At 71.6% G+C, this 23,466-nt stretch carries 18 protein-coding genes and 1 tRNA gene; 5 read left to right on the forward strand and 14 right to left on the reverse strand.

The features are described from left to right. Positions 1–20: 20 nt before the first annotated feature. From AB0E19_RS11675 to AB0E19_RS11700, 6 genes are all read right to left on the reverse strand, one after another. Positions 21–1,673: a bifunctional aspartate transaminase/aspartate 4-decarboxylase gene (locus tag AB0E19_RS11675; protein ID WP_362177026.1), complete on the reverse strand. Its 1,653-nt coding sequence runs from the start codon at positions 1,671–1,673 to the stop codon at positions 21–23. A gap of 22 nt (positions 1,674–1,695) precedes the next feature. Next, positions 1,696–3,399 (reverse strand): aspartate-alanine antiporter, encoded by a 1,704-nt coding sequence (gene aspT, locus AB0E19_RS11680; RefSeq protein WP_362177029.1) that lies wholly within the window; start codon positions 3,397–3,399, stop codon positions 1,696–1,698. An 18-nt stretch (positions 3,400–3,417) separates the two neighbouring features. Continuing rightward, positions 3,418–5,100 carry an aspartate-alanine antiporter gene (aspT, locus tag AB0E19_RS11685; protein ID WP_362177032.1) on the reverse strand — a complete coding sequence of 561 codons (1,683 nt, stop codon included), beginning with the start codon at positions 5,098–5,100 and terminating at the stop codon, positions 3,418–3,420. A gap of 166 nt (positions 5,101–5,266) precedes the next feature. Then, entirely contained in the window at positions 5,267–6,115 is an 849-nt protein-coding gene (locus AB0E19_RS11690) for a carbohydrate ABC transporter permease (protein ID WP_362177035.1), read from the reverse strand. Beyond that, a complete protein-coding gene (locus tag AB0E19_RS11695; protein ID WP_362177306.1) occupies positions 6,112–7,041 on the reverse strand; it encodes a sugar ABC transporter permease in 930 nt (309 codons plus the stop codon). The genes AB0E19_RS11690 and AB0E19_RS11695 overlap by 4 nt, the downstream gene beginning before the upstream one ends. Before the next feature lie 41 nt (positions 7,042–7,082). Beyond that, on the reverse strand, positions 7,083–8,426 hold the full coding sequence (locus AB0E19_RS11700; protein WP_362177038.1) for an extracellular solute-binding protein: 1,344 nt from the start codon (positions 8,424–8,426) through the stop codon (positions 7,083–7,085). 192 nt (positions 8,427–8,618) lie between these two features. Between AB0E19_RS11700 and AB0E19_RS11705 the strand changes: the two genes are divergently transcribed. Together AB0E19_RS11705 and AB0E19_RS11710 are read left to right on the forward strand one after the other, a co-directional pair. Next, positions 8,619–11,330 (forward strand): cellulose binding domain-containing protein, encoded by a 2,712-nt coding sequence (locus AB0E19_RS11705; protein ID WP_362177041.1) that lies wholly within the window; start codon positions 8,619–8,621, stop codon positions 11,328–11,330. Beyond that, positions 11,315–12,655 carry an endo-1,4-beta-xylanase gene (locus AB0E19_RS11710; protein WP_362177044.1) on the forward strand — a complete coding sequence of 447 codons (1,341 nt, stop codon included), beginning with the start codon at positions 11,315–11,317 and terminating at the stop codon, positions 12,653–12,655. Before AB0E19_RS11705 ends, AB0E19_RS11710 begins: the two co-directional genes overlap by 16 nt. 57 nt (positions 12,656–12,712) lie before the next feature. Here AB0E19_RS11710 and AB0E19_RS11715 read toward each other — a convergent pair. The 4 genes from AB0E19_RS11715 to AB0E19_RS11730 form a co-directional block, all read right to left on the reverse strand. Next, positions 12,713–12,785, reverse strand: a tRNA-His gene (locus AB0E19_RS11715). 119 nt (positions 12,786–12,904) lie between these two features. Then, positions 12,905–13,507 carry an oligoribonuclease gene (gene orn / locus AB0E19_RS11720; protein ID WP_169084502.1) on the reverse strand — a complete coding sequence of 201 codons (603 nt, stop codon included), beginning with the start codon at positions 13,505–13,507 and terminating at the stop codon, positions 12,905–12,907. A 269-nt stretch (positions 13,508–13,776) separates the two neighbouring features. Further along, positions 13,777–14,946, reverse strand: a complete 1,170-nt coding sequence (locus AB0E19_RS11725; protein WP_362177047.1) for a helix-turn-helix domain-containing protein — start codon at positions 14,944–14,946, stop codon at positions 13,777–13,779. Between the two features lie 406 nt (positions 14,947–15,352). Then, positions 15,353–15,541, reverse strand: coding sequence for a hypothetical protein (locus AB0E19_RS11730; protein WP_362177311.1), 189 nt, complete (start codon positions 15,539–15,541; stop codon positions 15,353–15,355). 560 nt (positions 15,542–16,101) lie between these two features. Here AB0E19_RS11730 and AB0E19_RS11735 point away from each other — a divergent pair. Next, positions 16,102–16,623, forward strand: a complete 522-nt coding sequence (locus AB0E19_RS11735) for a universal stress protein (protein WP_360603317.1) — start codon at positions 16,102–16,104, stop codon at positions 16,621–16,623. Positions 16,624–16,789: 166 nt separating this feature from the next. Then, on the forward strand, positions 16,790–17,353 hold the full coding sequence (locus tag AB0E19_RS11740) for a GPR1/FUN34/YaaH family transporter (RefSeq protein WP_362177051.1): 564 nt from the start codon (positions 16,790–16,792) through the stop codon (positions 17,351–17,353). Positions 17,354–17,542: 189 nt separating this feature from the next. Here AB0E19_RS11740 and glmS read toward each other — a convergent pair whose 3' ends face one another. The 4 genes from glmS to AB0E19_RS11760 all read right to left on the reverse strand — a co-directional run bounded on the left by glmS (position 17,543) and on the right by AB0E19_RS11760 (position 22,191). Further along, a complete protein-coding gene (glmS, locus tag AB0E19_RS11745; protein ID WP_362177054.1) occupies positions 17,543–19,360 on the reverse strand; it encodes a glutamine--fructose-6-phosphate transaminase (isomerizing) in 1,818 nt (605 codons plus the stop codon). Positions 19,361–19,398: 38 nt separating this feature from the next. Next, complete coding sequence (locus tag AB0E19_RS11750; protein WP_030324756.1) at positions 19,399–19,674, reverse strand: hypothetical protein; 276 nt, start codon at positions 19,672–19,674, stop codon at positions 19,399–19,401. A gap of 220 nt (positions 19,675–19,894) precedes the next feature. Next, positions 19,895–21,664 (reverse strand): IucA/IucC family siderophore biosynthesis protein, encoded by a 1,770-nt coding sequence (locus AB0E19_RS11755; protein WP_362177058.1) that lies wholly within the window; start codon positions 21,662–21,664, stop codon positions 19,895–19,897. Beyond that, positions 21,661–22,191, reverse strand: coding sequence for a GNAT family N-acetyltransferase (locus AB0E19_RS11760; protein ID WP_362177061.1), 531 nt, complete (start codon positions 22,189–22,191; stop codon positions 21,661–21,663). The genes AB0E19_RS11755 and AB0E19_RS11760 overlap by 4 nt, the downstream gene beginning before the upstream one ends. A gap of 62 nt (positions 22,192–22,253) precedes the next feature. Here AB0E19_RS11760 and AB0E19_RS11765 point away from each other — a divergent pair, with 62 nt between their 5' ends. Then, complete coding sequence (locus tag AB0E19_RS11765; RefSeq protein ID WP_362177064.1) at positions 22,254–23,453, forward strand: RNA-guided endonuclease TnpB family protein; 1,200 nt, start codon at positions 22,254–22,256, stop codon at positions 23,451–23,453. Positions 23,454–23,466 lie beyond the last annotated feature (13 nt).

The raw sequence follows: 23,466 nt of genomic DNA on the forward strand, positions 1-23,466 counted from the left end.
CGTCGTGTGCCGGACGGGCGTCAGACGCCCCGGGAGGTCTTCCACTCCTGGGCGTAGTCGTCGAAGATCGCCCGCAGGTGGTGGCCGATCTTCAGGTAGTCGAGGTCGTCCAGGTTGGCCAGCGAGACGCGGACCGACCACTCGGGGCCGTCGAAGCCGCCGCCGTTGAGGAGGACGACGCCGGTCTGTTCGGCGAGCCGGAACAGCGGGTCGACGGGCTCGTACTCCTTCTCCAGGAAGTCGGCGAAGTCCTTGCCGTGGACCCGCTCGGCCTCCGCGAGCAGGTCGAGCTCGATGTAGTACCCGGCCCGCTTGTCGTCCTCGGCGATCTTCATCCGGGCGCCTTCGAGGAGCAGGTCGAGCCGCTGCCCGACGATCGCCCGCAGCCGCTCCTTGTACGCCTGGCCCTCGGGGAGCATGTCGAAGAGCGAGAACAGCGTCATCATGACCTGCTGCGGCAGCGACAGGCCGGCGGTGTGGTTGAGGGCGACCTGCCGGGAGTCGGCGACCAGCCGGTCGATGAAGCGGATCTTCTCCGGTTCCAGGGAGAGCGTCCCGTACCGCTTGTCCAGCCGTTCCTTCTCGGCCGGGGGCAGGTCGGCGATCATCCGGTCGATGACGTTGTCGTCGTTCAGCCCGATGACGCCGAGCCGCCAGCCGGTGGCGCCGTAGTGCTTGGAGTACGAGTACACGAGGAGGGTGTTCTGCGGCAGGTCGGCGGCGACCGAGCGGAAGCCGGGGACGAAGGTGCCGTAGACGTCGTCGGTGACGATCACCAGGTTCGGGTTCTTCTCGGCGACGATCTCCTTGAGCTGGTTCGCGACCCGCTGGCTCAGCGCCAGGGACGGCGGGTTGGAGGGGTTGACCAGGCAGAGCAGCTTGATCGACGGGTCCTCCAGCTTGGCGACCTCCTCCGTCGGGTAGCGCCATTCGCGGACGCCGGTCTCGGTGAAGAGGGAGGCGTTGACGTGGACGACGTCGAACTCGTACGTGTCGAGCTCGGGGATCTCGATGTACGGGGTGAAGACCGGCACCATCAGGGCGATCCGGTCGCCCTTCCTCAGGATGCCGTTCTTCATCAGGGAGTCGAAGACGTAGCACATGGCGGCGGTGCCGCCCTCGGTGGCGAAGTACGAGACGTTCCCCGCGGGCGGCCGCCGGTCGAACAACTCGTCGTCGACGTAGCCGCGGACGACCTGCTCGGTGTGGGTGAGGATCCGGTCCGGCACCGGGTAGTTGTCGCCGATGGAGCTGTCGGTGAGCTCGTGGACGAAGGCGTCCTTGTCGAAGCCGAAGCGCTCGACGGCGTACTCGACCGACTTCCGGAGCAGCTCGATGCCGGGCAGGTCCGGGTGCTGCCGCACGAAGGTGTCGAAGCGGGCGCCGGAGCCCTTGAGCTCGGGCATGCCGCCGAGGTCGTCGGCGGTCCACACCCGGCGGGACTCGGAGAGCGCGAAGTAGCCGAGCGCGTGGAAGGCCTCGCGGGGGCTGGTGGCGGTCCAGTTCGGGTTGCCCCGGCCCGCGTTGAGCATCTGGACCGAGGACTTGCCCTTCTGGCCCGGCTGATCGGCCTGGGCGTGCTGGGCGAGGGTGATGAACTTGTCCTTCAGCTCGAACGGCGAGAGCTGGGCGAAGGACTTGATCTCCTCGCGGGTGAAGCTGGTCCTGGGCATGGCGCGTCCTTACGTACGGCGGTCAGTGGTTGAGGATGACGATCACGGCGCCCCAGATGGTCAGCAGCACGTTGCCCACCGCGTAGGGGATCGTGTAACCGAGCGTGGGGATCTGGGACTTGGACTGCTCGTTGATGGCGCCGATCGCCGCGGTCGTGGTCTGGCCGCCGGCCAGCACGCCCATCAGGATCGGGAAGCGGATCTTCTGCACGTAGTGGCCGACGAGGAAGCCGACGACCAGCGGGATCAGGGTGGCGACCGCGCCCCACAGCAGCAGCCCCCAGCCGGCCGTCGACAGGCCGCTGGTGAAGCTCGGACCGGCGTTGATGCCGACGACGGCGACGAAGGCGCACAGCCCGAAGGTGTCCATGAACCACTGGGCGCCCGGCGGGACGTTGCCGTACGTGGGGTACTTGCCGCGGATCCAGCCGAAGACCAGGCCCATGATCAGCGCGCCGCCGGAGGTCGACAGCGAGATCGGCACGCCGGAGACGGTGAGCGCCGGGATGCCGATGCAGCCGCCGAGGAAGACGCCGAGGCCGACCCAGAGCATGTCGGTGGCGAAGGAGGTCGGCACCGGCTTGCCGATCGCCCTGCCCGCCGGGTCGACGAGCCGCTTGGGGCCGGTGAGGATCACGGTGTCGCCGCGCTCCAGCTTCGTGGAGAGGCGGTAGGGGAACTCGGAGCCGGAGCGGTAGATCTTGTCGATGTAGACGCCGACCATGAAGGGCTCGCGGCGCAGCTCGGCGACGGTCTTGCCGAGCTGCTCCTTGTTCGAGGCGACGACGTGCAGGGACTCGGTCTCGTAGCCGAGGAGTTCGACGTCGTCGGTCTCGGGGCCGATGTGGGTGCGGGCGTCGAAGTCGACGAGGGAGCCGCGCAGCGCCGAGACGGCGACGGTGTCGCCCTCCCGGAGCACGGTCCCCTGGTCGTGGGGGAGGACCGTGCCGTCGCGCCGGACCCGGGTGACGTAGATGCGGTGGCCGAGCTCCTTCTGCTGGTTCTCGAAGTCGTCGATGGTGCGGCCGACGAGGTCGGGGCGCCGGATCGTGTACGCCCGGAGCACGACCTCGTAGTAGCCCTCGGCGAGGTCGGGGTTGTCGCCGGGGGCGTCCAGCTCCTTGGCGAGGGCGGCGGACTCGGCGGCCAGGTCCCGCTTGTAGAGCCGGGGGAGGATGTTGGCGAGGAGGATGGCGCACAGGATCGTGCCGAGCGGGTAGGTGACCGCGTACCCGATGGCGACCAGGTTCTCCTCGGTCTTCATCTGGTCGGCGGACAGGCCCGGGAGGTTGCCGATGGCGTCCTGGGCGACGCCGATGACGGCGGACTGGGTGAGCGCGCCGCCGAGCAGGCCGGCCGAGAGCCCGGGGCCGTACCCGAGCATCACGGCGAAGCCCCAGGAGACCAGCAGGCCGGTGACGCACACGATGATCGCGTTGACGACCTGCGGCAGGCCGTCCTTCTTCAGGCCCCGGAAGAACTGGGGTCCGACCTTGTAGCCGAGGGCGAAGAGGAAGAGGGTGAAGAAGAGGTTCTTCACCGTGGCGTCGATGGTGATCTTGAACTGGGCGCCGAGCAGCAGCCCCGCGACGAGGCAGCCGGTCACGGCGCCCAGCGCGATCGCCCGGTAGCGAAGCTTCCCGAAGAGGAAGCCGAGGGCGACGGTGAGGAAGACGAGCAGCTCGGGGTGGGGCTGGAAGATGTTCCGGTTCAGAAAGTCGATCATGGAGGGGGAGGCCGCCTCTCAGGCTCCGAGGATGCCGACCAGCAGCGGTCCGGTCAGCGGGAGCAGGAAGTTGGAGAGGGTGTACGTGATCGTGTAGCCGAGCATCGGGACCGAGCTCTGCGCGACCTGGGTGACCGAGGTGATCGCCGGCGTCGAGCACTGCTGGCCGGCGATGGCGCCGATCAGCAGCGGTTTCTCGATCTTCAGCAGCGTGCGGCCGACGACGAGCGAGATCGTCGCCGGTACGAGGACCATGGCGATGCCCGCGAACGGCAGCAGTGCCCCGTACTCCTTGAGCAGCGGCCCCGCCTGCGGGCCGGAGACGAGCCCGGTGCAGGCGATGAAGATGGCCAGGCCCATGTCCTTGAGCGTGGTCGCGGCCTGCGGCGGGAAGGCGCCGAAGGTCTGGGTGCGGGAGCGGAACCAGCCGAAGAGCAGACCGGAGATGAGGCAGCCGCCGCCGGTGCCCAGCGACATCGGGACGTCGCCGAACTTCACCACGACCTGCCCGAGGAGCGAGCCGCAGGCGATGCCGAGGCCCAGGTAGATGAAGTCGGTGGCGTCGTTCCTCACGATCGAGCCGACCTTGGAGGCGAGCCTGCCGAGCGAGGAGCGGGCGCCCACCAGGGTGAGCACGTCACCGCGCTCGACGACGGTCTCCGGGGTGGCGGGCAGATGCGACTCGTTGCGGAGCACGTCCGTCACGTAGACGCCGCCGGAGGCGATCTCCGGGTGCTCGGTGGTCAGCTGGTCCAGGGACTTGCCGGCCGCCGACTTGTCGGTGAGGGAGACCTGCTGGGTGGCGAGCGGGGTGTCGAGGCCCGGCACGGCCGGGGTCTCGGGGCCGATCATCCGGCCCGCCTCGATGATGTTGGCCCGCCGGCCGACCGCGAGGACCAGGTCGGAGAGGGTCAGCTCGAAGCCGGGCGGCGGCGGGGTGAGGATCTCGGCGCCCCGCTTCACCGCCTCGACGGTGACCCGGTTCCCGAACCGCCGCTCCAGGTCGGAGACCTTGGCGCCGTCGGCGAGGGTGACGAGGAAGGTGCGGCCGACCATGCCGGGCAGCGCCTCCCGCTCGTCGGACTCCAGGCCGCCGCCGGAGCCCCGCATCTTCTCCCACAGTTCGCGGGAGGCGTCGCGGAGGTTGATCCGCATCATCATCGGCATGATCTGGCTGGTGTAGATCACGATGGTGATGAGGCCGAAGAGGTAGCAGACCGTGTACGCGGTGGCCACGTGGCCCTGGTACTGGGTGATCTGCTCCTGGGTCAGGTCGGAGAGCTTGCCGATGGCCTCGGTGGCCGTGCCGACGACCGCGGACTCGGTGGCCGCGCCCGCCAGGATGCCGGCGGCGGTGCCGACGTCCAGGTCGAAGGCCTCGGCGAGCCCGAGGGCGATGCCGACGACGCAGACGACCTCGATGAGGCAGAGGGTGAAGTAGCGCAGGCTCTTCCTGTTGAGGTTGGCGAAGAACTGGGGTCCGGCCAGATAGCCGAGCGAGAAGATGAAGAGCGCGAAGAAGATCGTCTTCACGTCGTCGGAGACGGTGACCTCCGCCCAGGCGCCCATGAGCAGGGACACGATCAGCGTCCCGCAGATGCCGCCGAGCGTGATGGGGCCGACCCGGAGCTTGCCGAGGAGGTATCCCGCGGAGAGGCAGACGAAGAGGGCGAGTTCGGGATGGTCGCGCAGCACACCCATCCGGCCTCACCCCACCCACATGGGGTAAAAACCTTTGATAGCGGACATAAGGGGACGCTAACAGCGGAAGATCGACAAGGGGCCGCCGCCGCGCCCATCCGGGTGAACACCCGTGCACCCCTGCGCGCCCGGTGTCCCCGCCCCCTTCGCCCCCCCCGCGTCCCCGTCACCCCTTCACCGCCCCCCGCATCACCCCGCCCACGATCTGACGCCCGAACAGCGCGAGCACCACGAGCAGCGGCAGCGTCCCGAGGAGCGCCCCCGCCATCACCACCGAGGTGTCCGGCACATAGCCCCGGCCCAGCCCCGTCAGCGCCACCTGCACCGTCGGGTTGCCCGTCTGGGTCAGCGCGAGCACCGGCCAGAAGAAGTCGTTCCAGGCCGCCACGAAGGACAGCATCCCCAGGACCGCCATCGCCGGCCGCGCCGCCGGCAGCACCAGGTGCCACACCACCCGCAGCGTCCCCGCCCCGTCCATCCGCGCCGCCTCCAGGAGCTCCGGCGGCAGCGCGCCCCGCAGGTGCTGGCGCATGTAGAAGACGCCGAAGGCCGAGACCAGCGAGGGCAGCACCACCGCCTGGAGCTGGTCGGTCCAGCCGAGCCGGGCGACCAGCAGATAGAGCGGCACCACCCCGAGCTGCGGCGGCACCAGCATCGTCGCCCCCACCAGGAGCAGCAGCGGCCCGCGGAGGCGGAACCGCAGCCTCGCGAAGGCGAAGCCGGCGAGCGTCGAGAAGAGCACCGTCCCCACCGCCACCGACCCGGCCACCACCGCCGTGTTGGCCAGCGCCTCGCCCATCCCGCCCTCGCCCCAGGCCACCGACAGGTTCCGCGGCAGGTTCCGCCCGAACCAGAACGGCGGCGGCGACTGGGCGAGCCGCCCGCTCGTCCGCGAGGCCGCGACCGCGGTCCACAGCAGCGGGAAGACGGACACCGCCGTGAACAGCGCCAGGAGCAGATACGTGCCCCACCCGCCCCGCTCGTACGACTCCGGGCCCGCGTCCCGCCGCCTCACCGCGCACCCCTCCCGCGGGCGAGCCGCACCAGCCCGAAGACCGCCACCAGGAGCAGCAGCATCGCCCAGGCGATCGCCGCCGCCCGCCCCAGGTGCAGGTTCACCCAGCCCTGCTCGTACAGGTAGAGCCCGAGCGTCTGGTACTGGTGGTCGGCGCCGCCCGAGGCGCCCGCCCCGCTGCTGAAGAGCAGCGGCTCGCCGAAGAGCTGCACCGCCCCGATCGTCGACACCAGCCCGGTGAAGGCCAGCGCCGGCCGCAGCCCCGGCAGGGTGACGTGGCGGAACCGCCGCCACCGCCCGGCCCCGTCGAGCGCCGCCGCCTCGTACAGCTCGTGCGGGATCGTCTGCATGGCCGCCAGGTAGATCAGCGCGTTGTAGCCGGTCCAGCGCCAGATCACGATCGACGCGACCGCGAACTTCGACGCCCAGGGCCCGTTCTGCCAGTCCACCGGGTCGAGCCCGACGAGCCCGATCGCCCAGTTCACCATCCCCTGGTCCCGCCCGTAGAACAGTGCGAAGACCAGCGTCGCCGCCGCCACCGAGGTCGCGTACGGGGCGAGCGCCGCCACCCGGAAGAAGAGCCGTCCGCGCAGCCGCGCGTCCAGCAGGTGCGCGGCGCCGAGCGCGAGCAGCAGCTGCGGCACGGTGGCGAGGACCCCGATCAGCACCGTGTTGGCCAGCGCGTTCCAGAAGAACTCGTCGGTGAGCAGCCGCGCGTAGTTGTGCAGCCCCACCCACTCCCGGGCCTCCGGCGCCGTCAGTTCCACCCGGAACAGCGAGGTCCACGCCGTCGCCACCAGCGGGAACAGCCCGAAGGCCCCGAACAGCACGAAGAACGGCGCGACCAGCACGTACGGCGCCGAGCGCGACCGCAGCCTGCCGAGCCGCTCCCGCCGCTCCCTTCGGCCCCGGCCCGTGGGCACCACCGGCGCGAGCGCCCGCTCCACCACCTCCTCGGCCACCGCGCTCACCGGTCCAGGGCGTTGTCGATGGCCTTCATCGCCGCCCGCCACGCCGAGTCGGGCGAGCGTCCCGTCTGGTCGACCTGGAGCATCCCGGTGTCGGACAGGATCTGGTTCACCAGGCCGTCCTTCGGTCCGACCGGCGCCACCGGCACCCCCCTGGCCGCCGCCGAGTAGATCCGGCCCACCGGCGCGTCCCCGAAGTACGGGTGCCGGGCGCCGCGCACCTGCGGCAGCCCGAAGGCGGCCTGGGCGCTCGGGAAGCTGCCGCGCCGCTCGAAGAGCACCGCCTGCTGCTCCGGCGCGGTCAGCCAGGCCGCCAGCGCGGTGGCCTCCTCGACGTGCCTCCCGGCGGCCGGCACGACCAGGAAGGAGCCGCCCCAGTTCCCCGGCCGGGGCGCCGTCGCGATCTCCCACTTCCCCTTCCCGTCCGGGCCGCCCTTGTCCTGGATGTAGCCGAGCATCCACGCCGGGCAGGCGATCGAGGCGAACCTTCCCTGCGCGAAGCCCTGGTCCCAGTCGGGGGTGAACTGCTGGAGCCGGGCGGTCAGTCCGTGCTCCGCGAACCGCGCGCCGAGGTCCCAGGCGGCCCGCACCGCCGGATTGACCGCCACCACGAGCCGCCCCTCGGCGTCGTAGTAGCGCAGCCGGGCGCCCGAGATCACGGCGCCCATCACCCCGGACGCCGAGTCGGTGAAGGCCACGCCCCGGGGCGCCCGCGCGGCGAACCGGCGGCCCGTCTCCAGGTACTTCTCCCAGTCCCCGGCCCACAGCCGGCCCACCTCGTCCCGGTCGGTGGGCAGCCCGGCGGCGGCGAAGTGGTCCTTGCGGTAGCAGACGGCCAGCGGCCCGATGTCGGTGCCGAGCCCCAGCACCCGCCCGTCCTCCGTCCGCGCCTGCGCCCACTTCCAGGGCAGGAAGTCGGCCTCCCGGACGCCGGGCGCGCGGGCCAGGTCGACGAGCCGGCCGGCCTGGGTGTCGACGACCTCGGCGATGTTCCCGACCTCGACGGCCTGGATGTCGGCGAGGCCCGCGCCGGCCGTGAGGTGGGTGAGCAGCTGCGGGTAGTAGACGTCGGCGCGGGCGAGGGAGGTCTGCCGGATCGCCACGTCCGGGTGGAGCCGCATGTACGTGTCGTACAGCCCGGCCTCCTTGAGCCCGAAGGTGCCGTACACGCCGACGGTGAGGGTGACCGGCCGCCCCGAGCCGTCGACGGTCTCCCCGGCGCCGGCCGCCGGCGGCACCGGCGGGTCGTCCGCGCAGCCGCCGAGCAGCGCGGCGGCGAGCAGCAGCGCCAGGGCGCGGGCGCGAGCGCCGGTCCGTCGTGGTGTCCCGTTCCTCCGCCCCATGGCCCCGACCGTAGGCGGCGGGGGAGGGGCGGCCGGTGGGGCGGCGCCGGGGTCCGGGCGCGCCTCACCCGTTCGGCCCACCGGTCGCGCCGGGTCGTCGAACGTCTTCGACGGCTCCCGCGTATTGACCGTGTTCTGACAGGACTCGGATAGTGGGAGCGCTCCCATACGTCACTTCCCGACGGGATACCCATGCGCAGACCACGACTTCTCGCGGGGCTCGCGGGCCTGGCCCTCACGGGCGGGCTCCTCGCCGGCGCCCTTCCGGCCGGCGCCGCCGAGACCGCCGCCCCGGCACCCCCACCGGCCCGGGCCGCCGCGTCCGCCGCGTACACCTGGAAGAACGTCCGCGTCGACGGCGGCGGCTTCGTCCCCGGCCTGGTCTTCAACCGGACCGAGAAGAACCTCCTCTACGCCCGCACCGACATCGGCGGCGCCTACCGCTGGGACCAGTCCGCCTCCTCCTGGATCCCGCTCCTCGACCACGTCGGCTGGGACGACTGGGGCCACACCGGCGTCGTCTCCCTCGCCTCCGACACCGCCGACCCCGACAAGGTGTACGCCGCCGTCGGCACGTACACCAACGACTGGGACCCCGGCATGGGCGCCGTCCTGCGCTCCGCCGACCGGGGCGCCACCTGGCAGCGCGCCGACCTCCCCTTCAAGATCGGCGGCAACATGCCGGGCCGCGGCATGGGCGAACGCCTCGCCGTCGACCCGCACGACAACCGGATCCTCTACCTCGGCGCCCCCAGCGGCAACGGCCTCTGGCGCTCCACCGACTCCGGCGCCACCTGGGCGAAGGTCACCTCCTTCACCAACCCGGGCGACTACCGGCAGGACCCCACCGACACCAGCGGCTACAACTCCGACGAGCAGGGCATCGTCTGGGTCACCTTCGACGAGTCCACCGGCACGGCGGGCGGCGCCACGCGGACGATCTACGTCGGCGTCGGCGACAAGGAGAACGCCGTCTACCGCTCCACCGACGCGGGCGCCACCTGGACCCGCCTCGCCGGCCAGCCCACCGGCTACCTCGCCCACAAGGGCGTCCTCGACGCCGAGAACGGCTACCTCTACCTCGCGTACAGCGACACGGCGGGCCCGTACGACGGCGGCAAGGGCAAGGTCTACCGGTACGCGACCGCCACCGGCGCCTGGCAGGACATCAGCCCCGTCGCCGAGGCCGACACCTACCACGGCTTCAGCGGCCTCACCGTCGACCGGCAGCACCCCGGCACCGTCATGGTCTCCGCCTACAGCTCCTGGTGGCCCGACACCCAGATCTTCCGCACCACCGACTCCGGCTCCACCTGGACCAAGGCCTGGGACTACTCCTCGTACCCCACCCGCGCCAACCGCTACACCATGGACGTCTCCTCCGTCCCGTGGCTGACCTGGGGCGGCAACCCCAACCCGCCCGAGCAGACCCCCAAGCTCGGCTGGATGACCGAGGCCCTGGAGATCGACCCCTTCGACTCGGACCGCATGCTGTACGGCACCGGCGCCACCGTCTACGGCACCACCGAGCTCACCCAGTGGGACACGCACACGAACTTCACCATCCGGCCCATGGTGAAGGGCCTGGAGGAGACCGCCGTCCTCGACCTGGTCTCGCCGCCCTCCGGCGCCCCGCTGATCAGCGCCCTCGGCGACGTCGGCGGCTTCCGCCACACCGACCTGTCGGCCGTCCCGCCGATGATGTTCACCTCCCCGAACTTCACCTCGACGACCAGCCTCGACTACGCCGAGACCAACCCGGACACCCTCGTCCGCTCGGGCCACCTCGACGGCGGTCCCCGGGTCGCCTTCTCCACCGACAACGGCGCGCACTGGTTCGCCGGGCAGGAGCCCGCGGGCGTCACCGGCGGCGGCACGGTCGCCGCGGCCGCCGACGGCGGCCGCTTCGTCTGGAGCCCCGAGGGCACCGCCGGCGTCCACGCCGCCACCGGCTTCGGCACCTCCTGGACGGCCTCCACCGGCATCCCGGCCGGCGCCACCGTCGAGTCCGACCGGGTCGACCCGAAGACCTTCTACGGCTTCCGGGGCGGCACCTTCTACGCCTCCACCGACGGCGGCCTCACCTTCACCGCCAAGGCCACCGGCCTGCCCGCCAAGGGCAACGTCCGCTTCAAGGCCGTCCCCGGGAAGAAGGGCGACATCTGGCTCGCGGGCGGCGCCCCCGACGCCGCGTACGGCCTGTGGCACTCCACCGACGGCGGCGCCACCTTCACGAAGGTCTCCGGCGTCGACCAGGCCGACGCCGTCGGCTTCGGCAAGGCCGCCCCGAACGCCTCCTACCCGGCGCTCTACTCCAGCGCGAAGATCGGCGGCGTCCGCGGCATCTTCCGCTCCACCGACGCCGGCGCCACCTGGGTCCGGGTCAACGACGACGCCCACCAGTGGGGCTGGACCGGTGCCACCATCACCGGCGACCCGCGCGTCTACGGCCGGGTGTACGTCGCCACCAACGGCCGCGGCATCGTCTACGGCGACACGAGCGAGACCGGCGGAGGCGACGGGGGCGGCGGCACGGACCCCACCGACCCGCCGGACCCGACCGACCCGCCCACACCCCCGGCGGGCGCCTGCAAGGTCGCCTACAAGGTCACCAACCAGTGGCAGGGCGGCTTCCAGGCCGACGTCACCGTCACCAACACCTCCGCCACCGCCTGGAGCGGCTGGACCCTCGGCTGGTCCTTCGCCGCCGGGCAGACCGTCGGCCAGATGTGGAACGCCACGCCCGCCCAGACCGGCACGGCCGTCACCGCGAAGAACGCCGGCTGGAACGGCGCCGTCGCCGCCGGGGCCTCCGCCTCCTTCGGCTTCACCGGCTCCTGGACCGGCAGCAACCCCGCACCCGCCGCCTTCACCCTCGGAGGTGCCGCGTGTTCCGCCGGCTGACCGCCACCGCGGCGCTCCTCGCCGCCGCCCTCACCCCCGTCCTCGCCGGGCCGGCCTCGGCCGCCGACGCCCCGCTCCGCGACCTCGCCGCCGCCCGGGGCGTCTACCTCGGCACCGCCGTCACCGGCGGGAAGCTCACCGGGGCGTACGCGGACACCGCCGCGGCCCAGTTCGACTCCGTCACCCCCGGCAACGAGATGAAGTGGGGCTCCGTCGAACCCGTCCGGGGTCAGTACTCCTGGACCGGCGCCGACCGGATCGTCGACTTCGCCGAGGCGCACGGGCAGGAGGTCCGCGGCCACACCCTGGTCTGGCACAGCCAGCTGCCGTCCTGGGTGTCGAACGGCACCTGGACCCCGGACGCCCTCCGCACGGTCATGACCGACCACGTCACCACCGAGGTGAGCCGCTACAAGGGCCGCGTCGACCACTGGGACGTCGTCAACGAACCCCTGAACGAGGACGGCACCCTCCGGCAGTCCGTCTTCGGCGCCACCCTCGGCGAGTCGTACATCGCGGACGCCTTCCGGGCCGCCCGGGCCGCCGACCCGGCGGCGAAGCTGTACGTCAACGACTACTCGACCGACGGCATCGGCGCCAAGAGCGACGGCATGTACGCCCTGGTCCAGCGGCTCCTCGCCCAGGGCGTGCCGATCGACGGGGTCGGCTTCCAGGCCCATCTGATCCTCGGCCAGGTCCCGTCCACGATGGAGGCCAACCTCCGCCGCTTCGCCGACCTCGGCGTCGACGTGGCGATCACCGAGCTCGACATCCGGATGACGCTTCCGGCCACCGAGGCCGGGCTCGCGCAGCAGAAGGCGGACTACGCGGCCGTGACCCGCGCCTGCCTGGCCGTCACCCGCTGCGCCGGCCTCACCGTCTGGGGCTTCACCGACTCCGACTCCTGGATCCCGGACTTCTTCCCGGGCGAGGGCGCGGCCACCCCGTACGACGAGAACCTGAACCCGAAGCCGGCCCGGGCGGGGATCGCCGAGGCCCTCGCCCCGGTCACCCCGCCGGGCCCGGCGGGGTGCGCCGCCACGTACACCGTGCAGAGCCAGTGGGGCGGCGGCCTCACCGGCCAGGTCACCGTCCGCAACACCGGCACGGCCCCGCTCGCGGGCTGGAAGGTCGCCTGGGAGTATCCGGCCGGCCAGCGGATCACCCAGGCGTGGAACGCCACGGTCGCCCAGACCGGCACCTCCGTGACGGCGACGAACCTCTCGTACAACGGCACGGTCCCGGCCGGCGGCTCCGCGACCTTCGGCTTCAACGCCTCCTGGACGGGCACCAACCCGCCCCCGGCGACCCTCACCTGCTCCTAGGGGAACGCGGAAACGACCGAGGCCCCGGTTCTTCCGAACCGGGGCCTCGGCCTTCAGGGTGAGTAACGGGACTCGAACCCGCGACATCCTGGACCACAACCAGGTGCTCTACCAGCTGAGCTATACCCACCACGACCGGCGGTTTTCCCGAAGGTTTCCCCGACCGGCCGAGAAGAAGTCTACAGGGTTCCGAGGGGTGCTCGCGCACACGTTTTCCCCGGGTGCGCGAGCGAGCCCTTTCGGGGGGTCCTACTCCGCCGGGACGACGTGCCGGGCCGCGATCTCCTTCGCGGTCTCCGAGTCGGGACCGGGCTGCGGCACGAAGACCGCCTCCCGGTAGTAGCGCAGCTCCGCGATGGACTCGCGGATGTCGGCGAGCGCCCGGTGGTTGCCGTTCTTCTCCGGACTGTTGAAGTACGCCCTCGGGTACCAGCGGCGCGCCAGCTCCTTGACCGAGGACACATCGACGATCCGGTAGTGGAGGTGGCCCTCCAGGGCGGGCATGTCGCGGGCGAGGAAGCCGCGGTCGGTGGAGACCGAGTTCCCGCACAGCGGAGCCTTGCCGGGCTCCTTCACGTGCTCGCGGATGTACGCCAGGACCTGCGCCTCCGCGTCGGCCAGCGTGGTGCCGCCGGGCAGCGCGTCGAGCAGTCCGGAGGCCGTGTGCATCTGGCGCACGATCTCCGGCATGGTCTCCAGGGCACGGTCCGGCGGGCGGATCACGATGTCCACGCCTTCGCCGAGCACGTTCAGTTCCGAGTCGGTGACCAGCGCGGCCACCTCGATGAGTGCGTCGTCCGTCAGCGAGAGCCCGGTCATCTCGCAGTCGATCCACACCATGCGATCGTTCATGCGTCCTACCTTAGGCGGCGAGACCCCGAGAGAACCGCCCCCGTGCCCCCTGGAGCCCCGAGAAGCCACCCGGAAACTCCCCGGGGGAGCCCCGAGGGGGTCCGGACGGTCCCGGGACGGCCCCGGGCATGCCGACGGGCGCCCGGGGGATGGTGTCCCCGGACGCCCGTCGGTACCGCGGTGCGCCGCTTGTGGCGGCGCCGGTCCTCGGCGCCGGCGGCGTGGGCGCCCCCGTCAGGTGGGCACCCGCGCCGGTCCGGCGCCGGCGGCTATGGCGCGCTGCGCTGGCCCGGCAGGGCGGCCCGGCCCGGCGTGTAGGCGTCGCCCGGCGGCTTGCCGGGCTCCAGCGACATCCCGGGGCGACGGATTCCCGCCACCACCTGCGTGGGCACCGCCGGCTCCAGGACGGCCGTCGCGGGCTCGCCCTGGGGCCGCCTGGCCCGGTACGCCGCCCGGTAGGCCGCCGGCGAGGAGCCGAGCTGCCGCCGGAAGTGGCCGCGCAGCGCCACCGGCGAGCGGAAGCCGCAGCGCCCCGCGACCTCGTCCACCGAGTAGTCCGACGTCTCCAGGAGCCGCTGCGCCTGGAGCACCCGCTGGGTGATCAGCCACTGGAGCGGCGCGGAGCCGGTCAGCGAGCGGAAGCGGCGGTCGAAGGTCCGCCGCGACATGTACGCACGGGCCGCCAGGGTCTCCACGTCGAACTGCTCGTGGAGGTGCTCCAGCGCCCAGGCCACGACCTCGGCGAGCGGGTCGGAGCCGATCTCCTCCGGTAAAGACCTGTCGAGGTAGCGCTCCTGACCGCCACTGCGCCGCGGCGGGACGACCAGCCGGCGCGCCAGGGCGCCCGCGGCCTCCGTGCCGTGGTCGGTCCGCACGATGTGCAGACACAGGTCGATTCCGGCCGCGGTGCCGGCGGAGGTCAGCACGTCCCCGTCGTCGACGAAGAGCTCCCGCGGGTCCACGTGGACCGACGGGTAGCGCTTGGCGAGCGTCGGCGCGTACATCCAGTGCGTGGTCGCCGGCCGGCCGTCGAGCAGGCCGGCCGCCGCGAGGACGAACGCGCCGGTGCACAGCCCGACGATCCTGGCCCCTTCCTCGTGTGCCCTGCGGAGGGCTTCGAGCGCTTCCGGCGGTGGCGGCGAGGTGATCGAGCGCCAGGCCGGGACGACGACCGTCCCGGCGCGGCCGATCGCCTCCAGGCCGTACGGCGCGGTGAGTTCGAGCCCGCCCGTGGTCCGCAGGGGGCCCTCCTCTCCCGCGCAGACGAGCAGCCGATAGCGCGGAACGCCCGCGTCCTGCCGGTCGATGCCGAACACGGAGAGCGGGATGGAGCTCTCGAAGATGGGGCCGCCGCTGAACAACAGCACCGCGACGACTTCGCGACGGCGGCGCCCGGACAGCTTCCGTGCCGCCTCCGGTGCGGCGGAGTCCTGGCTCATGGCGCTAAGTTCCCCTCGGTGTTCGCGTCTCCCTGGTCGTGTCGCTGTGCCACGTTTCCCCTCGGTTTTGCACGAGACCCCAGTCGTCGGTACCCATGATCGAATCTACTGTGTCCCGTGCCGCCGGCGTGACAAGTTCGCGATCCGGCAGATTGTCGACAAGGCCACTTGGCGTGAAGCGATCGATCCACGGGCGAGTGCCCGCACCACCCCCGGGCGGGGCCCGGTGGTGGCGAAGTGGCCGTGTGCGAGGGGTGCGGCCCGGTGGGGCGGGGCTTTCGCGGGGGAGCGGGCAGGCATAGGCGTACCGTTTCGGCAAGGACGCGCCGGGAACTTCAAGTTGGCTGAAAACATATGGGATCGGCTGTGCGAACCTGTCAACTCCAGGGGCTCTGTGAGCGTCCGCTCAGCCCCGGTGACGCCTCCCCGGGCCCTCCGCGCGCAGTCCCCGCTCCGCCCGGCGCAGCAGCAGCCGGCAGGCGGCCGTCACGGAGGCCAGCCCGAGGGCGGTCCCGCCGGCCCCGCCCAGCGAGGTGCCGAAGGCGAGCAGCACCAGCGGCACGAGGGCGCAGCAGAACACCGCCCAGCGGACCACGTCGCCCGCCGGGTCGGCGAGCGCCCCGCCGACCGCCGCCGGCTCCGCCCGGCCGCCCGCCGCGGACCCCGTGGGGCCGCCCGTCTCCGGGGCGGCAGGCGCCGCGGGGCCCGGTACCCGGGCGCGGCGGCGGGAGCGGGCGGGGTGGACGGAGGCGGCGGACGCGGCGGAGGCGGAAGGGGACGGTGCGGGCACGGGCGGGCTCCCAGCGACGGTGATCCGGACCTGTGGGGAACGAGGAACGGAACGCTCCGGTCACTCTGAGCGACGCCCGTTCGGCCCTCGGGGCCGCGGCCGGAGGACGCCTGTAGGGCACATCCGGCATTGCCAGATGGTGAACCCTTCGTGCATCCTCCGGAGGACACCGCGCGCACCGACCCGCGCACGAGCGGTCAGCACGCCGGGCGCGGCACGGCGGGCCCTGGGCAGGAGAGGAGTGTCGCCGTACCCTTGCGGGTATGGGATTGGGAAGATGATTCCCGGACACAGCTCCGCCGCCACCCGTTGTTCCGCTCCTTCCCCCGTCCCTTCCCACGAGGACTTCCCTAGCCGAGACACCGATGGCCGGTCACGAATTCCCCGAACCCGCGGACCGCAAGCGCGTCGCCGACTCCACGGTCGACCCCCTCGCGGTGGAACAGCCACGCCACGCCTGCGACCCGGCCTTCCGGCACGGGGTGGTCGTCGGCTTCGACGGCTCCACGTCCAGTGAGCGCGCCCTGGCGTACGCCATCGGCATGGCCCGGCGCTCCGGCTCGGGCCTGATCATCGTGCACGTCGCGAACCGGCTCCCCACCACCGTGTGGGCGGGGTGCGAGCCGCCGGTCTTCGTCGACGTCCCGGACCACCGCACCGAGGTCCTCGGCCTGGAGCTGGCCTGTGCGGACCACCTCTCCGAGGTGCCGTGGATCCTGGTGGAGCGCGGCGGGGACATCTGCCACGAGCTGGAGGAGGTCGGCCGCGAGTACTCGGCCGACGCGATCGTGGTCGGCTCGACGCACGGGATCGTCGGGCGGATCTTCGGCTCGGTGGCCGGCCGGCTCGCGCGCCGCGCGAAGCGGCCCGTGATCGTCATCCCGTAACGGGCCCCGGGCTCCCTTCCGTACCGTCCGACGCTCCCTCAACTCCCTTTACCCGGCGATATTTTCCGCCTGGCTCAGGTGATTTGTGTGCTTGTGAAGGGTAGCTAAAGAGCACCGGAACACAGCAGCTCAGGCGGCATCACCGCCCGTTCGAAGGGAGCCCCACGTGAACAAGGACGTCGCGTCGGGGAACGGCACCTCCACCCTCGGAAACCTCGCACTCGGACTGACCCTCCTGGCCTTCGGCCTGGGCGGCACCGGTGTGATCGACAACGTCGCGGCAGCCGATGCCGCGGGCCTCGCCACCTGGGTCGGCGGCGTGGCGCTCTTCCTGGTCGGCCTGCTCGCCCTGCGCGCGGGCAGCACCGGCGACGGCACGGCCTTCGCGGCGCTCGGCGCCTTCTGGTTCACCTGGGGGACCGGAGTCGGCGGCGGGGGCTCGGCGGACGCCGCCGGACTCTTCCTGCTCCTGTGGGCGCTGCTCGCGCTCACGCTGACGCTGGCCGCCAAGGGCGGCGGCGTCTTCGGACAGGGCGTGTACGGCCTGCTCTTCCTCGCCCTGCTGCTCTCGGGCATCGCGGCCCTCGCGGGCAACGAGGGCCTCGGCAAGGCGGGCGGCTGGGTGGCCGCGCTCGCGGGCCTCGCCGCCTGGTACGGCGCGACGGCGGCGGTCGCCGGCTGGCCGACGGCCCTGGGCCGGGCGGGCAGCGGCAGCACGGCGGCGGCGTAACCCTTCCGGGGCCGGTGAACCGGGCCCCGGAAGAAGGGAAGCAGAACGGCCCCTCCACGCTCCTGGGAAGCGGGGAGGGGCCGTTCTTCGTGTCCGGTCGGTTCGCCGGGGGACAGGCCCGGCGTACGGCTCCGGGGGACAGGCCCGGGGCCGTGGCGCGCTCGGCGGGTGACAGGTCCCGCCGGGCGACTACTCGACCGTGACGGACTTGGCCAGGTTGCGCGGCTTGTCGATGTCGCGGCCCATGGCGAGGGCGGTGTGGTACGCGAAGAGCTGGAGCGGGATGCCCATGAGGATCGGGTCGAGCTCGTCCTCGTTCTTCGGGACCACGATGGTGTGGTCGGCCTTGGCCTGCGGCTGGTGCGCGACCGCGAGGATGCGGCCGGAGCGGGCCTTGATCTCCTCCAGGGCGGCGCGGTTCTTCTCCAGCAGGTCGTCGTCCGGGACGATCGCGACCGTCGGCAGGGCCGGCTCGATGAGGGCGAGCGGGCCGTGCTTCAGCTCGGAGGCCGGGTACGCCTCGGCGTGGATGTAGGAGATCTCCTTCAGCTTGAGGGAGGCCTCCAGGGCGACCGGGTAGCCCCGGACGCGGCCGATGAACATCATCGACTGGGCGCCGGCGTACTCGGCGGCGATGCGCTTGATCTCGTCCTCGGTCTTGAGGATCTCCTCGATCTGCGCGGGGAGCCTGCGCAGGCCCTCGATGATCCGCTTGCCGTCGGTGACGGACAGGTCGCGGATGCGGCCGAGGTGGAGGGCGAGGAGCGCGAAGGCGGTGACCGTGTTGGTGAAGCACTTGGTGGAGACGACGCAGACCTCGGGGCCGGCGTGGACGTAGACGCCGCCGTCGGCCTCGCGGGCGATGGCGGAGCCGACCACGTTGACCACGCCGAGGACGCGGGCGCCCTTGCGCTTGAGCTCCTGGACGGCGGCGAGCACGTCGTAGGTCTCACCGGACTGGGAGACGGCGATGTACAGGGTGTCGGGGTCCACGACCGGGTTGCGGTAGCGGAACTCGGAGGCCGGCTCGGCGTCGGCGGGGATGCGGGCCATGCCTTCGATGAGGGAGGCGCCGATCATGCCGGCGTGGTACGAGGTGCCGCAGCCGAGGATCTTGATGCGGCGGATGGTGCGGGCCTCGCGCGGGTCGAGGTTGAGACCGCCCAGGTGCACGGTGGAGAAGCGGTCGTCGATCCGGCCGCGCAGCACGCGGTCGACCGCGTCGGGCTGCTCGGAGATCTCCTTGTGCATGTACGTGTCGTGGCCGCCCATGTCGTAGGAGGCGGCCTCCCACTCGACGGTCTCGGGGGTCGCCGTGGTGGAGGCGCCCGCGACCGTATAGGTGCGGAAGTCGTCGGCCTTGAGGGTGGCCATCTCGCCGTCGTCGAGGGTGACGACCTGGCGGGTGTGGGCGATGAGCGCGGCCACGTCGGAGGCGACCAGCATCTCCTTCTCGCCGATGCCGAGGATGACCGGCGAGCCGTTGCGGGCGACGACGATGCGGTCGTTGAAGTCGGCGTGCATGACGGCGATGCCGTAGGTGCCCTCGATGACCTTGAGCGCGTCGCGGACCTTGTCCTCCAGGGACTCGGCCTGGGAGCGGGCGATGAGGTGGGTGATGACCTCGGTGTCCGTCTCGGAGGCGAAGACGACGCCGTCGGCCTCCAGCTTGGCGCGGAGCTCCTGGGCGTTGTCGACGATGCCGTTGTGGACGACGGCGACCTTGTTCTCGGGGTCCAGGTGCGGGTGCGAGTTGTGGTCGCTCGGGGCGCCGTGGGTGGCCCAGCGGGTGTGCGCGATGCCGGTGGTGCCGGTGAAGCGCTTGGGGACGCGGGCCTCCAGGTCGCGGACCCGGCCCTTGGCCTTGACCATCTTCAGCGCCGCGCTCTTCGGGCTGTTGATGACGAGACCGGCGGAGTCGTAACCGCGGTACTCCAGGCGGGCGAGGCCCTCCAGGAGCAGCGGCGCCACGTCGCGCTTACCGATGTAACCGACAATTCCGCACATAAAGGAAACCCCTCCGGTTGGTGAAAGTGCTGTGGTGCTCAGCCGTAGACGATCCGGCGCAGCTGCCGGAGCGAGAGCTCCGGCGGCGCGACGGCCCGGTGCGGCAGTTCGGCGGAGATCCGTTCGAAGATCTCCGCGTTCACCGCTCCGCCGGACTGCAGTTCGCGGTGGCGGCGCCGGACGAACTCCTCGGTGGTCTCGTCGAAGTACGCCAGCACGTCGAGCACCACCCGGGCGGCCTCACCGCGCTGGAGCGCGGTGCTTCGGACCAGATGGTCGATGAGGTCGTCATGGGACGGGCGGCGTTCGAGCACCCATGAATACTGAGGGGTACCCGCGGGTTCCCGCAAGAATCCTGCCCGAAATCGGGCAGGGACAGCATGATCATCGGCCCCAAGGGCTTATTGGTACAGACTTACCGACCCGGAGCGGGGGGTGGCGGTACGCAGCGTGACCGTGCCGACACGGATGTGAGCCCCCTGCGGAGGACCGTACTCCGCAGGGGGCTCACATCGGTTTCGGGGGGCGTACCCGTCAGGCGAACCGCGCGATCGGGTTCACCAGGTCGCCGACGAGCTGGAGGGCGCCGGACGGGTCCGCCAGGTCGACCATCTGCTTGTTGTTGCGCAGCTGGAGGCGGTTCAGGGCGGACAGGGCGAAGGTCTCCGCGAACATGTCGTACTGCGCGAAGCGGTCCGCCAGCTCCGGCTTGGAGTCCTGGTAGCGCTTCACGCAGTCGGCGACCGCACGCCAGAAGACGTCCTCGGCGACCGTGCCCTCCGCCGCCAGGGTCGCCCCCAGGAAGCGGAAGAAGCAGTCGAAGACGTCCGTGAAGACGGACAGCAGCTTCATGGACTCGGGGACGTCTGCGCGGATCCGCTCCACCGCCGGCGGGAGGACCGCCTGCGGGTCCATCACGCAGATCTCCTCGGCGATGTCCTTGAAGATCGCCCGGTCGACCCCGCCGCGCTCGTCCAGGACCAGGATCACGTTCTCGCCGTGCGGCATGTAGACCAGGTCGTAGGCGTAGAAGCAGTGCAGGACCGGGAGGAGGTACGCGTCGAGGTAGCCGCGCAGCCACGCCTCCGGCTCCAGGCCGGACTCCTTGATCAGGGCGCCCGCGAAGGACGCGCCCGCGTGGTCGACGTGCAGCAGCGAGGCCATCGTCGCCAGCCGCTCGCCCTCGGCGAGCCGCTCCACCGGGGACTCGCGCCACAGGGCGGCGAGCATCTTGCGGTAGGGCGAGTAGCGGTCCGTCGCGGCCTCGTACTCCAGGTGCCGGTAGCCGACCGCCGCCCGCTCGCGGATGATCGAGAAGCGGGCCGCCTTCAGGACGGAGTCCGACTCGATCAGCTGCGCCAGCCAGTCGTTGATGGCCGGCGTCGCCTCCATGTAGGCGGCCGAGAGCCCGCGCATGAAGCCCATGTTGAGGACCGACAGGGCGGTCTTCACGTAGTGCTTGGCCGGGTCGGAGGTGTTGAAGAAGGTGCGGATCGACTGCTGTGCCAGGTAGGCGTCCTCGCCCTCGCCCAGGTACACCAGGCGCTGCTGCGCCACCTCGGCGGCGAAGGTCACCGACAGCTTGTTCCACCACTGCCAGGGGTGGGCCGGCATGAGGAGGTAGTCGGCGAGGTCCAGGCCGAGGCCGGCGAGGATCCCGGCGAAGCGGTCGACGGCGGCGTCGCCGAGCTCGGCGCGGATGAAGGCGTCGTACTCGATGCCCGCGCCGGCGGTGAAGGCGGCCCGGTCGCGGCGGGCGGCCAGCCACACCAGGTGGATCGGGCTCGCGGCCTCGGGGGCGTAGGCGCGGTACTCGTCGACGCCGAAGCCGAGGCGGCCGTTGTTGGCGACGAAGCAGGGGTGGCCCTCGGTCATCCCGGTCTCGACGGCCTGGAAGTCCGCGCGGGCCAGCTCGGCGGCGGGCACCTGCGGCTTGGTCGCCTTGTAGGCGGTGCCGGCGAGGGTGGAGGAGATCTCCTCCAGGTAGACCGGGAGGATCTCGTCGCTCAGGCCGAGCGCGCCGCGCAGCTCGGTGATGAACTGCAGGGCGTCGAGGGGGAGCTGCTCGTCGCCCCGGTGCCGGCTGATCGACTCGGGGTAGACCTGCCAGTGGTCGAGGGCGAAGCGGTCCGCGGTGAAGCGGTACTCGGTGGCGCCGTCGTCGCTGAGCACCCGGTAGCGGGACTCGCCCAGCTCCTGCGGGTTCAGCAGCCGCTCGTGGGCGAACTCGGCGAGGCCCTTGCGGACCAGCGCGCGGTTGGCCGCGGCCCAGCGCTCGGGGGTGAGGTGGGAGACGGGGTTCATATGAGGGCTCCGACGGCGGACTCGAACTGGGCGCGGGTGCAGAAGCTCAGCAGGGCCTTCTTCTCCGGCTTCTGGATCTCGCGCTCGGGGACGAAGCCGACGGCCTCGTTGAGGGCGTGGACGGCCTTGTTGGCGACGTCCGGCTCGACGACCACGCGGGCGGTCGCCGGGTCGGCGAACAGCTCGCGCATGACCTCGGTGATCACCATGCGGGTGAAGCCGTGCACCGGGGTGTCGCTGGGGGCGACGAGGAAGTGCATGCCGACGTCACCGGGGAGCGCGTCGTACAGTCCGACGAGCTCCAGGTGGGCCGGGTCGTACCGCTCCATGAGGAAGGCGGGCTCCCCGTCGACGAGCCCGATGAAGGCGTCGTGGTGCGGGTGGGCGGCGATCTCCGTGTAGGTACGCACGACGTCCTGGAGCTTCGCGTCCTGCATCATCCAGAAGGCGGCCTTGGGGTGAGTGACCCAGGGATGGACGAGCTCTGCGTCCCGGAGGGGATCGAGCGGGCGGATGCGGACGGTCATCGGACTTCCTTCGTCAATGGATCGCGATATGGATCACAATCCGTCATGCTAGTTTGTGAGTTGTGACGGGCGCTCAGGTGAGGCGGGCATTCAAGTACCGCTTCCACCCAACGGATGCACAGGTGGTCGAGCTGTCGCGCACGTTCGGGTGTGTGCGGAAGGTCTACAACCTGGCGCTCGCCGCTCGTACCGAGGCGTGGGCGCGGCAGGAGCGGGTGAACTACAACGCGACCTCGGCGATGCTGACCGCGTGGAAGAAGACCGAGGAACTCGCGTTTCTCAACGAGGTCTCCTCCGTGCCGCTCCAGCAGTGCCTGCGGCACCTCCAGGCGGCGTTCGCGAACTTCTTCGGCAAGCGGGCGAAGTACCCGCGGTTCAAGTCGAAGAAGAAGTCCCGCCGGAGCGCGGAGTACACCACGTCCGCGTTCCGCTTCCGGGACGGCCGGCTGACGCTGGCGAAGATGTCCGAGCCGCTGGACATCGTCTGGTCCCGGCCTCTGCCGACAGGCGCGAGCCCGTCGACGGTGACCGTGTCGCAGGACGCCGCCGGCCGCTGGTTCGTCTCCCTGCTGTGCGAAGACCCCACCGTCCAGCCCCTTCCCGTCGAGGACACGGCGGTGGGGATCGACGTCGGCCTGGACCACCTCTTGACGCTCTCGACCGGCGAGAAGGTCGCCAACCCGAGGCACGAGCGGCGGGACCGTGCCCGGCTGGCCAAGGCCCAGCGGGTACTGGCGCGCAAGGCCCCGGGCGACGGGGCCAACCGGCGCAAGGCCCGGCGGAAGGTTGCGAGGATCCATGCCCGGATCACCGACCGCAGGCGGGACGGCCTGCACAAGCTGACCACTCGTCTCGTGCGTGAGAACCAAACGCTCGTGATCGAGGACCTGACCGTACGCACCATGGTCAGGAACCGGAGTCTGGCCCGCGCCATCAGCGACGCGGCATGGGGCGAGTTCCGGGGCATGCTGGAGTACAAGGCCGCCTGGTACGGACGGGAAGTGGTCGTGGTCGACCGCTTCTTCCCCTCCTCGAAGCTGTGCTCCCACTGCGGCGCCCTCGCGAGGAGGATGCCGCTGCACGTCCGCACCTGGACGTGCGAGAGCTGCGGCACGACCCACGACCGGGACGTGAACGCGGCGAAGAACCTCAAGGCCGCCGGGCTGGCGGTGTCGGCCTGTGGAGCCGGTGTAAGACCTCAACGGAGAACTCCGGGCGGGCGATCGGCGGCGAAGCAGGAAACCCCACGGCGTGAGCCGTAGGACTCCCCCTCGG

Origin of the sequence: Streptomyces sp. NPDC047974 (assembly GCF_040653375.1) — a bacterium.
GTDB lineage: Bacteria > Actinomycetota > Actinomycetes > Streptomycetales > Streptomycetaceae > Streptomyces.